The 16028-nt window shown below is 62.5% G+C and carries 11 protein-coding genes, 1 tRNA gene and 1 pseudogene; 8 read left to right on the top strand and 5 right to left on the bottom strand.

The window, feature by feature from the left end; translation table 11 throughout:
- Positions 1-93 precede the first annotated feature (93 nt).
- Positions 94-1161 carry an extracellular solute-binding protein gene (locus tag UP09_RS32870; RefSeq protein WP_044542447.1) on the top strand — a complete coding sequence of 356 codons (1068 nt, stop codon included), beginning with the start codon at positions 94-96 and terminating at the stop codon, positions 1159-1161.
- 152 nt (positions 1162-1313) lie between these two features.
- Here the strand turns inward: UP09_RS32870 and glnA are convergent, their stop codons facing one another.
- Together glnA and UP09_RS32860 are read right to left on the bottom strand one after the other, a co-directional pair.
- Positions 1314-2723, bottom strand: coding sequence for a type I glutamate--ammonia ligase (glnA, locus tag UP09_RS32865; protein WP_044542446.1), 1410 nt, complete (start codon positions 2721-2723; stop codon positions 1314-1316).
- Positions 2724-2874: 151 nt separating this feature from the next.
- Positions 2875-3213 carry a P-II family nitrogen regulator gene (locus UP09_RS32860; protein WP_044542445.1) on the bottom strand — a complete coding sequence of 113 codons (339 nt, stop codon included), beginning with the start codon at positions 3211-3213 and terminating at the stop codon, positions 2875-2877.
- 355 nt (positions 3214-3568) lie between these two features.
- Between UP09_RS32860 and UP09_RS32855 the strand changes: the two genes are divergently transcribed.
- Positions 3569-5068: a bifunctional ADP-dependent NAD(P)H-hydrate dehydratase/NAD(P)H-hydrate epimerase gene (locus tag UP09_RS32855; protein WP_044542444.1), complete on the top strand. Its 1500-nt coding sequence runs from the start codon at positions 3569-3571 to the stop codon at positions 5066-5068.
- Between the two features lie 134 nt (positions 5069-5202).
- Positions 5203-5976, top strand: coding sequence for an outer membrane protein (locus tag UP09_RS32850; protein ID WP_044542443.1), 774 nt, complete (start codon positions 5203-5205; stop codon positions 5974-5976).
- An 83-nt stretch (positions 5977-6059) separates the two neighbouring features.
- Here the strand turns inward: UP09_RS32850 and UP09_RS38290 are convergent, their stop codons facing one another.
- The 3 genes from UP09_RS38290 to UP09_RS32835 form a co-directional block, all read right to left on the bottom strand.
- Positions 6060-6461, bottom strand: coding sequence for a hypothetical protein (locus UP09_RS38290; RefSeq protein WP_063840168.1), 402 nt, complete (start codon positions 6459-6461; stop codon positions 6060-6062).
- 175 nt (positions 6462-6636) lie between these two features.
- Positions 6637-7722: an enolase C-terminal domain-like protein gene (locus UP09_RS32840; RefSeq protein WP_044542441.1), complete on the bottom strand. Its 1086-nt coding sequence runs from the start codon at positions 7720-7722 to the stop codon at positions 6637-6639.
- A gap of 18 nt (positions 7723-7740) precedes the next feature.
- Positions 7741-9063 (bottom strand): multicopper oxidase family protein, encoded by a 1323-nt coding sequence (locus tag UP09_RS32835; RefSeq protein WP_082070371.1) that lies wholly within the window; start codon positions 9061-9063, stop codon positions 7741-7743.
- A 135-nt stretch (positions 9064-9198) separates the two neighbouring features.
- Between UP09_RS32835 and UP09_RS32830 the strand changes: the two genes are divergently transcribed.
- The 5 genes and pseudogenes from UP09_RS32830 to lon all read left to right on the top strand — a co-directional run.
- Positions 9199-9283, top strand: a tRNA-Leu gene (locus tag UP09_RS32830).
- A 161-nt stretch (positions 9284-9444) separates the two neighbouring features.
- Complete coding sequence (tig, locus tag UP09_RS32825; RefSeq protein WP_044542440.1) at positions 9445-10806, top strand: trigger factor; 1362 nt, start codon at positions 9445-9447, stop codon at positions 10804-10806.
- A gap of 221 nt (positions 10807-11027) precedes the next feature.
- Entirely contained in the window at positions 11028-11663 is a 636-nt protein-coding gene (locus tag UP09_RS32820) for an ATP-dependent Clp protease proteolytic subunit (RefSeq protein WP_044542439.1), read from the top strand.
- Between the two features lie 452 nt (positions 11664-12115).
- Positions 12116-13390: an ATP-dependent Clp protease ATP-binding subunit ClpX gene (gene clpX / locus UP09_RS32815; RefSeq protein ID WP_044542438.1), complete on the top strand. Its 1275-nt coding sequence runs from the start codon at positions 12116-12118 to the stop codon at positions 13388-13390.
- A 300-nt stretch (positions 13391-13690) separates the two neighbouring features.
- A pseudogene (gene lon / locus UP09_RS32810) lies at positions 13691-16028 on the top strand (endopeptidase La); the annotation flags it as partial.

Genomic DNA, 16028 nt, shown 5'->3' with positions numbered 1-16028 from the left:
GCAAACTGCTGCACACATTTCACAGATCATGCTCTATCATCGCCCCTCAACAAGAGCGCGGCCGGACAACGGCCCGTTTCAGGGAGCGTGCAGATGCAAGACCGCAAATGGTCGAGACGCGATTGGCTCAAGGCGACGGCTGCAACGGCTGCAGGCATGGTGTTCGCCGAGCCCTTGCGGGCGGCCGCGCCGCCGGCGTCGGTGGTGACGCCGGAGCTGATCGCAGCGGCGCAGCAGGAGGGCAAGGTCTCGTTCTACAGCGCGCTGGAACTGAACACCGCCGAACGCCTCGGGCGCGCCTTCGAGCAAAAATATCCCGGCATCAACGTCCGGGTCGAGCGCTCCGGCGCCGAGCGGATCTTCCAGCGCATCGCGCAGGAGCAGGGCAGCGGTATCAATGCCGTCGACGTCGCCAATTCCACCGACCCCGCGCATTATCTCGACTGGAAGAAGAACGACTGGCTCGCGGCCTACATGCCAGAAGACGTCGCAAAACATTTCCCGGCCGACCAGATCGATCCTGATGGGACCTACGCGACATCCTGCGCGTGGTTCGAGGTGATCGGCTACAACACCGAGCAGGTGAAAAGCGACGACGCCCCGAAGAGCTATGCCGATCTGCTCGATCCGCGGTGGCGCGGCAAGATCGTCAAGGGCCACCCCGGCTACAGCGGCGCGATCCTGACCGCGACCTTCGTGCTGGCGCGTGATCTCGGCTGGCCGTATCTCGAAAAACTGGCGCAGCAGCGGGTGATGCAGGTGCAATCGGCGGCCGATCCACCGAAGAAGATCCTGCTCGGCGAGCGCGCCGTCATGGCCGACGGCAACGACTACAATCTCGTGCTGGCCAGGGATCAGGGCAAGCCGGTCGAGGTGGTCTATCCGGCCGAGGGCGCGCCGCTGATCATCGTGCCGAGCGGCATCTTCAAGAGCGCGCCGAATCCGAACGCGGCAAAGCTGTTCCAAAGCTTCTTCTTCAGCGCCGCGACCCAGCAGATGCTGGCCGACGAATTCGCCCACCGCTCGTTCCACGCACAGGTGAAGGAGAAGGCCGAGCACGTGCCGCTGGCAAAGCTGAAGATGCTCGAGGCCGATCCAGCCGAGGTGCAGGCGCAGAGCGAGGAGATCAAGGCGCGGTACGCGAAGCTGTTTCGGGTGTGAGGCTTCTCCGCGTCATTGCGAGCGGAGCGAAGCAATCCATAGCGCCGCTTGCTGCGGCATGGATTGCTTCGTCGCTGCGCTCCTCGCAATGACGTAAAAAACAAAAGGCGCTTCCACCGGAAGCGCCTTTCGCATTCGCAAAGCCGTAAAGCTTACAGCGAGTAGTACATCTCGAATTCGACCGGGTGCGGGGTCATTTCGTAGCGGGCGACCTCGGTCATCTTCAGCTCGATATAGGCGTCGATGAAGTCGTCATCGAACACGCCGCCGTTCTTGAGATAGGCGCGGTCCTTGTCGAGGTTTTCCAGCGCCTCGCGGAGCGAACCGCAGACGGTCGGGATCTGCTTCAGCTCTTCCTTCGGCAGATCGTAGAGGTCCTTGTCCATCGCCGGACCCGGATCGATCTTGTTCTTGATGCCGTCGAGGCCGGCCATCAGCATCGCGGCGAAGCCGAGATAGGGGTTGGCCATCGGGTCGGGGAAGCGCACTTCGACGCGCTTGGCCTTCGGGTTCGAGGTGTAGGGGATGCGGCAGGAGGCCGAGCGGTTGCGCGCGGAGTAGGCGAGCAGCACCGGGGCCTCATAGCCCGGGACCAGGCGCTTGTAGGAGTTGGTCGACGGGTTGGTGAAGGCGTTGATCGACTTGGCGTGCTTGATGATGCCGCCGATGTAGTGCAGGCAGGTCTCCGACAGGTCGGCGTATTTGTTGCCAGCGAACACCGGCTTGCCGTCCTTCCAGATCGACTGGTGGACATGCATGCCCGAGCCGTTGTCGCCAAACACCGGCTTCGGCATGAAGGTGGCGGTCTTGCCGTAGATGTGCGCGACCTGGTGGATGCAGTATTTGTAGATCTGCATCTGGTCGGCCATCAGCGTCAGCGTGTCGAACTTCATGCCGAGCTCGTGCTGGGCCGACGCGACCTCATGATGATGCTTCTCGACCTTGACGCCCATCTTGGCCATCGCGCCGAGCATCTCGGAGCGCATGTCCTGCACTGAGTCCTGCGGCGGCACCGGGAAGTAACCGGCCTTGGTGCGGATGCGGTGGCCGAGATTGCCGCCCTCATATTCAGTCGAGGAGTTGATCGGCAGCTCGGAGGAGTCGAGGCGGAAGCCGGTGTTGTACGGATCAGCCGAATAGCGCACGTCGTCGAACACGAAGAACTCGGCCTCAGGACCGACGAACACGGTGTCACCCACGCCCATCGACTTCACCATCGCTTCCGCCTTCTTGGCGATGCCACGGGGGTCTCGGCTGTAGGGCTCGCCGGTGGTCGGCTCGAGCACGTCGCAGGTGATGACCATGGTGGTCTCGGCGAAGAACGGGTCGATCGTCGCGGTGACCGGGTCGGGCATCAGGCACATGTCGGATTCGTTGATCGCTTTCCAGCCGGCGATCGAGGAGCCGTCGAACATCGTTCCTTCGGCGAAGATTTCGTCGTCGATCATGCTGATGTCGAAGGTCACGTGCTGCCACTTGCCGCGCGGATCGGTGAAGCGCAGGTCGACGTATTTGACGTCGTTGTCCTTGATCGATTTCAGGACGTCTTTGGCGGTCTTCATGAATACCCCTTTTGGATTGACGGGTCGGTTTCCAGCGCTCGACGGGTTTATTCCCGCTTTTGGCGGGTTGGTGTGACCGTTCAAACGAAATCAGGCCGCCGAAGCAGCCTTTTTTCTCTTCCTGGGTCGCAGAATCCGGATAGCACCCGGCTCAGATAGCGTCCAGCCCGGATTCGCCGGTTCGGATGCGGATCGCTTCTTCGATGTTGGAGACGAAGATCTTGCCGTCGCCGATGCGCCCGGTCTGGGCCGCGCGGCGGATCGCATCGATCGCCTTCTCGACCAGCTCGTCGCCGATCACGATCTCGATCTTCACTTTGGGCAGGAAGTCGACGATGTATTCTGCACCGCGGTAGAGTTCAGCGTGACCCTTCTGGCGTCCAAAGCCCTTGGCCTCGGTGACCGTAATGCCTTGCAGTCCGACCTCTTGGAGCGCTTCTTTCACCTCGTCGAGCTTGAAGGGCTTGATGATGGCTTCAATTTTCTTCACTGAGCGCCTCCCGGGCATTGCAGATTGCAGGGTCGTCTTCGATGCGCATGGGGCGCAGTCTGGTTGGAATCTTGAGGCTTCCGGCGTGGGGCCGGAAACACGCACAATGGTCGCGGGATGCGCCATTGCGAGCGGCTTCCTCAAAAGCAGGGTCTATGCCAAGTTGCAGAGGTCCCCGATTTTGGAATGTTATCAGCCTTTTAACAGGCAATCGGCTGATATCGACCATAGAGCATATGATATCGAAGCCTGCTGATTAGGCAAATAGATCAATCCGTGTGCAATCGAGCAGTGGAAACTCTGCTGATGTCACGGGAATTGCCTTTCGAAAAGGCGACGAGACTGAGGATTCGGCATGGACGTTCTGACCACCACCGAGATGGAGCGCGCCGATCGGTTGACCATCGCCGCCGGCACGCCGGGCTTTGCACTGATGATGAGCGCCGGGCAGGCTGTCGCGGAAGCGGCGATGGAGCTGGTCGAGGAGGGGCCTATCGTCGTGGTCGCCGGCCGCGGCAACAATGGTGGTGACGGATTTGTCGCTGCCGCCGAACTCGCGGCGCGCGGCCGCGAGGTGTCCGTCATTCTGCTGTGCGAGCGCGACAGCCTGCAGGGCGACGCGGCGCTGGCGGCGCGGGGGTGGAAATTTCCTGTGCTGCCGTTCAACCCGCAGGCGCTCGGGAGGCCTTCGCTGATCATCGATGCGCTGTTTGGCGCCGGGCTCAACCGTCCGGTCAAGGGCGACCCGCTCGAGATGATTGCGGCCATCAACGCCAACGGTACGCCAGTGCTGGCGGTCGACCTGCCGAGCGGGATCAACGGCTCGACCGGTGCGGTGATGGGGGCAGCGGTGCAGGCGACCGAGACCGTGACCTTCTTCCGCAAGAAGCCAGCGCATCTGTTGCTGCCAGGACGGATCTATTGCGGCCGCGTGCGCGTCGCCGACATCGGCATCGATCCGCAGGTGCTGGACGAGATCAAGCCGCTGACCACTGAGAATTTGCCGCAGGCCTGGCGGTGGTCGTTTCCAGTGCCGCGGATCGACGGCCATAAATATGCCCGCGGGCACGCGGTGGTGGTGTCGGGCGATGTCGCCTCGACCGGAGCTGCGCGGCTCGCCGCGCGCGGGGCGCTGCGATCAGGCGCGGGACTGGTGACGCTGGCCTCGCCGCGCGATGCGCTGGCGGTCAACGCGGCGGCGCTGACCGCGGTGATGGTGCGCGCGGTCGACAATCCCATCCAGTTCGCCGAGCTGCTGGGCGACAAGCGCTTCAACGCCTGCGTGATCGGGCCCGGCGCCGGCGTCAGCGCGCGCACGCGCGACTTCGTCCACACTGCGCTGTCGGCGCAACGTCATCTGGTGCTCGATGCCGACGCGCTGACGAGTTTCGCCGGCGCACCGGACCGGCTGTTCGAGGCGATCAAGGCCTCCAACGGCCAGCAGGTGGTGCTGACGCCGCATGAGGGCGAGTTTCCACGGCTGTTCAGCGATATCTCCAACAAGCATCCCGGCCGCTCAAAACTCGAGCGCGTGCGCGCAGCGGCCGAGCGCTCGGGCGCTGTGGTGCTACTGAAGGGCGCCGATACGGTGGTTGCCTCACCCGACGGCCGCGCCACCGTCGCCGCCAACGCGCCGCCCTGGCTCGCGACCGCCGGTGCCGGCGACGTGCTGGCCGGCATCATCGCAGGCCAGTTGGCGCAGGGCGTGCCGGCGTTCGAGGCCGCCAGCATTGGCGTCTGGATGCACGGCGAGTGCGCCAGCGAAGCCGGTCCCGGCCTGATCGCGGAGGATCTGACCGAGGTGCTGCCGGCGGTGTTCCGGCGTCTCTATGACGAGTTCGGGATTGAGTATTAAGTCCGCGGCTTTCCAGATTGCGATATTTCCGCAACACAACCCGAAAGATACAACCAGAAACACAGTCAAGCTGTGTCGTGCCCGACATTCAATGTTAGCTGGTTGGAATTCTTGGAAGCAATCGGGGACTGGGAATGCATCGCTCTGCCATTATCGGAGCTGGAATACTTTCGATTATCGGATTTGTGAGTGCCGCATCCGCCGCCGACCTTCCTGCGGCCACCTACACCAAAGCACCGGCGATCGTTGACCCCGCCTACAATTGGTCGGGTTTCTACCTCGGTGTCGAGGGCGGCGGCGTCTGGGGCCGAAGCCAACACTACCGCAACGATCCCTTGACGCCGGCTTTCAATGGAGTGCCTCAGACCGGCGGCATCAATGCCGACGGCGGGTTGGCGGGCGGAACGCTCGGCTACAACTACCAGTTCAGCAACAATGTCGTCATCGGTTTCGAAACCGATGGGTCGTGGATGAACAACAAGGGCACGGCCAACATCGTCGCGCCGTTCGTCCCCACCACAGACACCGCCGAAACCAGCCAGAGCTGGCTTTATACCGTACGGGGGCGGCTGGGCTACGCGTGGAACCGGTGGATGGTCTTTGCGACCGGAGGTGTTGCCTTCACCGACGAGGGCATGCAGCTCTGCGCTGTTGCGTTTGGATGCGGTAACCAATCGAAGATCGTGGCCGGATGGACCGCGGGCGGCGGCGTGGAGTATGCCTTCGCAAGCAACTGGTCGGCCAAGCTCGAATATCTTCACAATGATTTCGGTTCGCAACACTTCGAGCGAACGCCGGTCGGAGCGGTCTCCTTCTTTGCGAAGGACGTCACCCTTACCAATGACATTGTCAGGGCCGGTGTGAACTACAAATTCGGCTGGGAAGGCCCCGTCGTCGCGAATTACTGAGTTATCTTTTAGCGGACTCGAAGCCCGGGCATCGTCCGGGCTTTTTCGTGTCGTGACCCAAGAGCAATGTCCGTTACGAGTTGCTAAAGATGCGAGACCACTTCGACGGTTGCCTTGAGCAGCGCTGAAGTCTTCGAACCATTCATAAGCTCGTAGAAAAATCGCGTCTCGAAATAATCATCACCGAGGAAGCCTTTGTTCGGGCTGTAAGCCGTGCTGGTTTCGTTGTCCGCCCAATATTTCCCGTGTTTGGCGCCGACCAAAATCTTCTGGTCATGCATGGGGCCCATCGAACCATAGTTGATCCGGCACTCGTGATCTTGCAGCACCACGATTTTGACGGTGATCGTGCAGTCCGGGCAGAGACTGATCCTTGGCACGTGGCAATTGGGATTGAAGCCTCCTCTGGCCTCGGCCAGACCGGCAGACGACACCGACAGGACGAACAGCGAAAGATAGAAAGTAACGAGTGAGGTGCGTGACATCCAAAAGCTCTTCCGTTCGATGCATCTTCATCTGAAGATGCCATACTGGAACACTCGGGGCTGAGCGGCACGTTACGTTTTGTTGCCGTCAAGAAGAACTCAGGACTGCCGGATGTCTCCGGTGCATGTCTGCTCCCGCCGCAAAAGCGGACATCTCCGTTCCGCGTACCGCGCCCTAACTCACGAGATACTTCGCCACCGCTGGCTCGTTCCATTCGATGCCGAGCCCCGGGCCGCGCGCAGTCACCGCGCCGTCGTCGATCTCGGCTGGCTTCGTCAGGATTGTGCCGGCGAAGTCGAGGAATTCGAGCCAGTGCGCGGTCGGCGTCACCGCCAGCAGATGCGCGCTCACCTCCGCGAACAGATGGCTCGACATCGGGATCGATGCTGCGTCGGCTTGCCCTGCGACCTGCATCCAGCCGGTGACGCCGCCGACCTTCATCACGTCGGGCATGATGAAGTCGGATGCGCCGGCTGCGATCGCCTCGGCAAAGCCGCGCGGAAACCACCAGTTCTCGCCGGCCTGGATCGGCGTCGGCGAGAGATCGCGGACCTCTGCGTGGCCGGAGAGGTTTTCCTGCGGCACCGGCTCCTCGATCCAGTGCAAATCATAGGGTTCAAGCCGGGCGATCCGGCGCGTCGCCTCGGTCGGATCGAGCGACTGGTTGAAGTCGATCATCAGCGCGATCTCGGGGCCGAGCAGGGCGCGGACGCCTTTTACGACGCGTTCGTCATTGGCGGCATCACCGTCACCGCCCTTGATCTTGATGCCCTTAAAGCCCTGGTCGAGCGAACGGCGCAGCGCGCGCTCGTCCGCGGTGGGATCGACCACACCGTAGCTGTCATAGGCCTTGATCGGTTTTGGCGATCCGCCGAGCAGCTCGGCCAATGGCCGACCGGCCAATTGCCCGAGCACGTCCCAATAGGCCATGTCGAGGCCCGACACCGCCATGCCGACCAGGCCCTGCCAGCCGAGCAGCCGGAATTTGGCGTCCATCGCCTTCATGAGATCGAACGGCGCGACCGGCTTACCGACGAGGTCGCGGCCGATCTCCTCGATCAGATGCACAAGAGGTTTAAGCGTCAGCTTGCTGTAGGCGAAGATGTAGGCGCGGCCGGTAACGCCCTGATCGGTCTCGACATCGATCAGCACCAGCGGGCCGGAATCGATCAGGGCAAAGGCGGTCTTCACAGGGCGCTTGAGCGGCACCACGACGCTTCGCGCGCGGACGTCGCGGATCGCTGCAACTGCTTGGCTCATGAGCGTTTCCTCTTGTTCTTATGCGACACTGTACCATCGCACGAGCCGCGGCGCCGCCCAGTCGGTCGCGACCGACTCGATCAAATAGCGGCCGGGATATTCGGCGAGGAAGGCGATGCGCTGGGTCAGGCCCGGCTCGATCGCAAGCGTATCGAGCCAGTAAGGCTTCCAGCCGTCGTCGAGCCGGTCGAGCAGGCGGAAGTGATGGCCGTGCAGGTGGAAGACGGTCGGGAGTGCACCAGGATTGGTCAGGGCCAGTACGACGGTACGACCTGCGCGAAATGCGAGCGGGTCTTTTGTCGCGAATTCTGTTGGCGCGACCCAGTCGCTCTGTAGGCCGTTGAGCGGGAGATCGAATCTGGCCGCCGCCTTGAGATCGAGTTGGGCAGGCAGGTCGTTGCCGGCAAGCGGCGGAGCGGGCGGAAACGGCGCGGAGCGGATCGGCGGCTCGGCCGAGATCGTCAGCTTGCCGATCGGATGAGCCTGCGTGCCGTCGTGCAGCAGGATCGGGAAGCTGGTTCCTGCGAGACCGACCGCATCAATAAAGACGTCGGTACGCCCCCCCGGCGCGAGCACCAGGGCGCCGTTGCGAGCCGGGAACGGCTCGGCCGGTTGGCCGTCGATCGCCATCACCCGGACGTCGATGTTTTCCAGTTTGACCGCAAGCACATTGCGCGGGCTGCCATTGATGAAGCGGAGTCTGAGGCGGGCATTGGCCGGGGCCGAGATATCAAATGAGGTTTTGCCATTAAGAGTATGAATCGGCGTGGTATCTTTCGGATCGATTCCGGGCGCGATCGCGCTCCCATCTGCGCGCAGGCGCCACTCCTCGATCAGCAGGACCTCGTCCCGGTCAACGGCGATCGGCGAGGTGCCCGTCACCACAATGGCGCGCGGCCGAGCCGGCCGGTCGCGGCCATCGCCGAGCAGGCTCGCCTCGCAAAGCAAGGTTCCGGCATGCCGAACCGGGAGCTGGAAGCTGTCCTTGGCGCCTGCCGAGATTGGCGTCCGGGAGATCAGCGGCTCCGCTGCCGGAACGCCGTCGAGGCCCCGGAAACTGAGCGCGGCCGGGACCGGCAGTTCGCTGCCGAAGGTCACATCGAGGGTTTCGCCACGCTTGAAGCGGAGGTCGGTGGTGCCAAGAGACCAGACCGGCGTCTCAGAACCGCCGGCACGGAGCGAAATACGGTCCGCCTTGGCCTGGAACGTGACGGCTGTGCGGCCCTGCGCAACCCCGATGGCCGGGAGTGCGGGGCAAAGCGCCGCGGCGCCCAGTCCGGCCATCAGCTCGCGTCGATTGAGGAGACATTTTTGGCTTGCCATCAGGCCGATGCGGACCATTTTCAGCTCAGTCTGTCCAGCCGCGATGGGTCGCAGGCCGGTATGCAAAACCGGCCATTTTTTTGCTGCGAACCGGTGGGCCCATGTTATAAGCCCGCCGCCCGCGGCACCGCGGCCGGATTGGATGCTTTTCTCGCGGGCGTGGCGGAACTGGTAGACGCGCTGGATTTAGGTTCCAGTGACGAAAGTTGTGGGGGTTCGAGTCCCTCCGCCCGCACCAAGCGCATACCGCGTTTGCATGACGATTCCTTAGGTAAACCTTGAAGCCCGGATGGGCCGCGGGGTTCGCCGAACCACCGGCGTCAGGCCCTTGGCCGCGCGTCGACTTGATTGAACACTGCCACGGCCGTGGGGCCGCCGGCGTAAGCGGAAGAGATTGATATGCAGGTCACCGAGACCCTCAACGAGGGATTGAAGCACGAGTTCAAGATCAACGTTCCCGCATCCGATCTCGATGCCAAGGCGGGCGCCAAGCTGGTCGACATGAAGGACAAGGTCCGTCTCAACGGCTTCCGTCCCGGCAAGGTCCCGGTGGCGCATCTGAAGAAGATCTATGGCCGTTCGGTGATGGCCGAGACCATCGACCAGACCATCCGCGACACCAACTCGCAGATCTTCACCGATCGCGGCTTCCGCCTCGCCGGCGAGCCGAAGATCACGATGCCGACCGAAGAGAAGGAGGTCGAGGAGCTGCTGTCGGGCAAGACCGACCTGACCTACACCGTCGCGATCGAGATCGTGCCGCAGATCCAGCTCGCCGACTTCAAGAGTTTCTCGGTCGAGAAGCCGGTGGTCGACGTCTCCGACACCGACGTTGACGACGCCATCAAGCGCATCGCCGAGGGCAGCCGTCCGTACAGTGCCAAGGCGGAGGGCGCCAAGGCGGAGAAGGGCGACCGCGTCACCATCAGCTTCAAGGGCAGCATCAACGGCGAGCCCTTCGAGGGCGGCGCCGGCGAGAACATCCAGGTCGTGATCGGCACCGGCCAGTTCATTCCGGGCTTCGAGGACGAACTGATCGGTATTGGCACAGGTGAGACGAAGACCCTGAAGGTCGGCTTCCCGAAGAACTATCTCAACGAGAAGCTCGCCGGCCAGCCGGCCGAGTTCGAGACCACCGCGACCCTGATCGAGGTGCCCGGTGAGGCCACGATCGACGACGACTTCGCCAAGTCGCTCGGCCTGGAATCGCTCGACAAGCTGAAGGAGGCCGCGCGCGAGCGCCTGTCGGCCGAATTCACCGGCGCCAGCCGCCAGCGCGTCAAGCGCGCGTTGCTCGACAAGCTCGACGAGAGCCACAAGTTCGAGGCCCCGCCGTCGCTGGTCGCCGAAGAGTTCACCCTGATGTGGAACTCGATCAAGGCCGAGATGGACTCCTCCAACAAGACCTTCGCCGACGAAAACACCACCGAAGAGGCGGCCAAGGAAGAGTACCAGAAGATCGCCGACCGTCGGGTCCGCCTCGGCCTCGTGCTGTCGGAGATCGGCGAGAAGAACAAGATCACCGTGACCGAGGACGAGGTCGGCCGCGCCGTGATCGAGCGCGCCCGCCAGATGCCGGGCCGCGAGAAGGAAGTCTGGGATTATTACCGCAGCAACGCCCAGGCCCTGGCCCAGCTTCGCGCTCCGATCTACGAGGACAAGGTGGTCGACTTCATCCTGGAGCTCGCCACTGTGACCGAGAAGAAGGTCACCAAGGACGAGCTGTTCAGGGATGAAGACGCAGAGAAAACTGCCGCTTAATTGCGGCACCTCGCGTTAATGATGAACCGTGAAAGCGCGTCTGGCGACGGCCCCCGTCGCTAGGCGCGCAGCCGCGAATCAGCTTGAACTTCGACCCGAATTTCGACCTGAGTTTCGACCTGCCCAGATGGCTAGTGCCGGCCTTGTCGGCCGGAAATTGACCTATATCTGGGTTGAGCCTAAGCCAGTTCTGCATCACCCCCTAACCCCAGGGCTTTTCCATGCGCGATCCCGTTGAAACCTACATGAATCTCGTGCCGATGGTCGTCGAACAGACCAATCGCGGCGAACGCGCCTACGACATTTTCTCGCGCCTGCTGAAAGAGCGCATCATCTTCGTCACCGGTCCGGTGGAAGACGGCATGTCGACGCTGACCGTGGCGCAGCTGCTGTTCCTCGAGGCCGAGAATCCGAAGAAGGAAATCTCGATGTACATCAACTCGCCGGGTGGCGTGGTGACCTCGGGCCTTGCGATCTACGACACGATGCAGTTCATCCGTCCGCCGGTGTCGACGCTGTGCACGGGGCAGGCGGCTTCGATGGGCTCGCTGCTGCTGGCGGCCGGCGCAAAGGACATGCGCTTCTCGCTGCCGAATTCCCGCATCATGGTGCACCAGCCGTCCGGCGGCTTCCAGGGGCAGGCCACCGACATCATGCTGCACGCGCAGGAGATCCAGAATCTCAAGAAGCGCCTCAACGAGATCTATGTGAAGCACACCGGCCAGACCTACAAGGCGATCGAGGATGCGCTCGAGCGCGACAAGTTCCTCACCGCCGAGGATGCGAAGACATTCGGCCTCGTCGACAAGGTCATCGACAGGCGTCCGGAAGACCCGTCGGCGGTGAAAGCCGCGTAGTCGAGGGGTGCGTCTCTTGACGCATTCCTTGGCGTCGGTGTGATCTCCACATTGACGCCTCACATAACCGGCAAGCCGGGCTCAGGCGGCGTTCGCCTATGCCGTGCGCGGGCGGAAAGTTCCTCTTTCGTGCTCACCGGGCGGAGTGGTAATCCCGCAACGATTCGTGGATTTCGACGCGTATTCCACGTGCCAATGCTGGAAATCACGGTATTGTCACGGTCTTGAGCGGGCCGCCCGATTAGCGAATTCTTGATAGTCGGGTGCCAGCATGGTTGGCTGTAACGCATCGGCTATGATCGCGGGAGATTCGAAACCACCGTGATTCGCACGGTGAGTATTGCGCAGGGTCTTTTTTGGTACGGAATTTGCTCTATCTACCCTTTAGCCCGGTCTGGTGCCGGAATGGGGCGATCTGGCAAATGAGATCGAACGGCGGACGGAGATAATGAATGAGTAAGGTCGGCACGAGCGACTCCAAGAACACGCTGTATTGCTCGTTCTGCGGCAAGAGCCAGCATGAAGTCCGCAAGCTGATTGCAGGACCGACCGTCTTCATCTGCGACGAATGCGTTGAACTCTGCATGGACATCATCCGCGAGGAGAACAAGTCCTCGCTGGTGAAGTCGCGCGACGGCATCCCGACGCCGAAGGAAATCTGCAAGGTGCTGGACGATTACGTGATCGGTCAGAGCCATGCCAAGAAGGTGCTGTCGGTCGCTGTCCACAATCACTACAAGCGGCTCAACCACCAGACCAAGCACAACGACGTCGAGCTGGCGAAGTCCAACATCCTGCTGATCGGTCCGACCGGTTCGGGCAAGACGTTGCTCGCGCAGACGCTGGCCCGCATCCTTGACGTGCCGTTTACCATGGCCGATGCGACGACGCTGACGGAAGCCGGCTACGTCGGCGAAGACGTCGAGAACATCATCCTGAAGCTGCTGCAGTCCGCCGACTACAATGTCGAGCGCGCCCAGCGCGGCATCGTCTATATCGACGAAATCGACAAGATCAGCCGCAAGTCGGACAATCCCTCGATCACCCGCGACGTGTCGGGCGAGGGCGTCCAGCAGGCGCTGCTCAAGATCATGGAAGGCACTGTGGCGTCGGTCCCGCCGCAGGGCGGCCGCAAGCATCCGCAGCAGGAATTCCTGCAGGTGGATACCACCAATATCCTGTTCATCTGCGGCGGCGCCTTCTCCGGCCTCGAGAAGATCATCTCCGCGCGCGGGCGTTCGACCTCGATCGGCTTCGCGGCGCAGGTGCTCGCGCCGGAGGATCGCCGCACCGGCGAAATCTTCCGTCACGTCGAGCCCGAGGATCTGCTGAAGTACGGCCTGATCCCGGAATTCGTCGGCCGTCTGCCCGTCGTGGCGACGCTGGAAGACCTCGACGAGGCCTCGCTGAAGAAGATCCTGACCGATCCGAAGAACGCGCTGGTGAAGCAGTACCAGCGGCTGTTCGAGATGGAGAATATCGAGCTGACCTTCGCCGACGAGGCGCTTGGCGCGGTCGCCCGCAGGGCGATCGAGCGCAAGACCGGCGCGCGGGGCTTGCGCTCGATCCTTGAGAGCATCCTGCTCGAGACCATGTTCGACCTTCCGGGCCTGGAAGGCGTCGAGGAAGTCGTGATCTCGCGCGAAGTGGTCGAGGGAACGGCACGTCCGCTCTACATCTACGCGGATCGTTCCGACCGCGCCGTCGAGAGCAGCGCGAGCGCGTAAACCGCGCTCGTCTCGATCTGCTAAAAATGCACGGCTGCCGGTCGTTCCGGCGGCCGCTGTGGCACAGCAGCAACCGCCTGTTTAGCCTGAGTTTACCGGCACTTCTCCGTACTTGACACCCCCATGGCCGATAGCCACCTAATGCTGTCGGCGACTGATCTCATTCGTTGAGATTCGTCGCTTCACGATGCGGGAAAAGCGGCTGCCGACGGCACTCTGATTCCGGATCATCAAGGCACCTTGTGCGGTTGCGCAAACATGCGGACTGCGTGCGAGGGGGCACAACAAAAGGAATAGGCCATGACGACTTCAAAACCCCGGCCAACCATCGTTCACGGCGAGAGCCACTCCTATCCGGTGCTGCCGCTCCGCGACATCGTCGTCTTCCCGCACATGATCGTGCCGCTGTTCGTCGGCCGCGAGAAATCGATCCGCGCGCTCGAAGAGGTGATGAAGAACGACGCGCTGATCATGCTCGCGACGCAGAAGAACGCGTCCGATGACGATCCGGCACCCGACTCGATTTACGAGACCGGTACGCTTGCGAGCGTGTTGCAGCTCTTGAAGCTCCCGGACGGCACCGTAAAGGTGCTGGTCGAAGGGCTCGAGCGCGCGCGCGTCGAGAAGTATTCCGATCGCGCCGAATATTACGAGGCGACCGCGGTCGCGCTCACCGACACCGACGCCACCTCGGTCGAGGCCGAGGCGCTGTCACGTTCGGTGGTGTCCGATTTCGAAAGCTATGTGAAACTGAACAAGAAGATCTCCGCCGAAGTTGTCGGCGTGGTTCAGGCGATCACCGATTTCGCCAAGCTCGGCGATACCGTTGCCTCGCATCTCGCGGTGAAGATCGCGGATCGGCAAGCGATCCTGGAGACGTTGTCCGTCACGCAGCGCCTGGAGAAGGTGCTCGGCCTGATGGAGAGCGAGATCTCGGTGCTGCAGGTCGAGAAGCGCATCCGCTCGCGCGTCAAGCGCCAGATGGAGAAGACCCAGCGCGAGTATTACCTGAACGAGCAGATGAAGGCGATCCAGAAGGAGCTCGGCGACGACGAAGGTCGCGACGAGCTGGCCGATCTGGAGGAGAAGATCTCCAAGACCAAGCTGTCCAAGGAAGCACGGGAGAAGGCGCAGCACGAATTGAAGAAGCTGCGCCAGATGTCGCCGATGTCCGCGGAAGCGACCGTCGTGCGCAACTATCTGGATTGGCTGCTGTCGATTCCGTGGGGCAAGAAGTCCAAGGTCAAGAAGGACCTGGAGGCTGCGCAAGCAGTGCTGGACTCCGATCACTACGGGCTCGAGAAGGTCAAGGACCGTATCGTCGAGTATCTCGCGGTGCAGACGCGCGCCAACAAGCTGACCGGACCGATCCTGTGTCTGGTCGGGCCTCCCGGCGTCGGCAAGACCTCGCTCGGCAAGTCGATCGCGAAGGCGACGGGCCGCGAGTTCGTGCGCGTGTCGCTCGGCGGCGTGCGTGACGAGGCCGAGATCCGCGGTCACCGCCGCACCTATATCGGCTCGATGCCCGGCAAGATCATCCAGTCGATGCGCAAGGCAAAGACCTCGAATCCGCTGTTCCTGCTCGACGAGATCGACAAGATGGGCGCTGATTTCCGCGGCGATCCGTCGTCGGCGCTGCTTGAGGTTTTGGACCCCGAGCAGAACTCGACCTTCAACGACCACTATCTGGAAGTCGACTACGACCTGTCCAACGTGATGTTCATCACGACCGCGAATACGCTGAATATTCCGGGCCCGCTGATGGACCGCATGGAGATCATCCGGATCGCCGGCTACACCGAGAACGAGAAGGTCGAGATCGCGCGCAAGCATCTGATCCCGAGCGCGATCGGCAAGCACGGCCTGGACTCCAAGGAATGGTCGATCGACGACGACGCGCTGCTGTTGATGATCCGCCGCTACACCCGCGAAGCGGGCGTGCGTAACCTGGAGCGTGAGCTCTCCACACTGGCCCGCAAGGCGGTGAAGGAGCTGATGATCTCCAAGAAGAAGTCGGTCAAGGTCACCGAGAAGAACATCGAGGAGTTCCTCGGCGTTCCGAAGTATCGCTACGGTGAGATCGACGAGGAGGACCAGATCGGCATTGTCACGGGCCTGGCCTGGACTGATGTCGGCGGCGAGTTGCTGACGATCGAAGGCGTCATGATGCCCGGTAAGGGCAAGATGACGGTCACGGGCAATCTGCGCGACGTGATGAAGGAGTCGATTTCGGCGGCGGCGTCCTACGTCCGCTCGCGCGCGATCGTCTACGGCATCGAACCGCCGCTGTTCGATCGCCGCGACATCCACGTCCACGTGCCTGAAGGCGCGACCCCGAAGGACGGTCCGTCGGCTGGCGTCGCGATGGCCACCGCGATCATCTCGGTCATGACCGGCATTCCGGTCCGCCATGATGTCGCGATGACCGGCGAGATCACGCTGCGTGGTCGCGTGCTGCCGATCGGCGGCCTCAAGGAGAAGCTGCTGGCTGCCGCGCGCGGCGGCATCAAGACGGTGCTGATCCCCGAGGACAACGCCAAGGATCTCACGGAGATTTCCGATGCGATCAAGGGCGGCATGGAGATCATCCCGGTCTCGCGGCTGGACGCGGTCGTCGCGCGGGCGCTGGTTCGCCCGC

This window comes from Bradyrhizobium sp. LTSP885 (assembly GCF_000938305.1).
Classification (GTDB): domain Bacteria; phylum Pseudomonadota; class Alphaproteobacteria; order Rhizobiales; family Xanthobacteraceae; genus Bradyrhizobium.
This window is presented reverse-complemented; position numbering and strand designations above follow the sequence as displayed.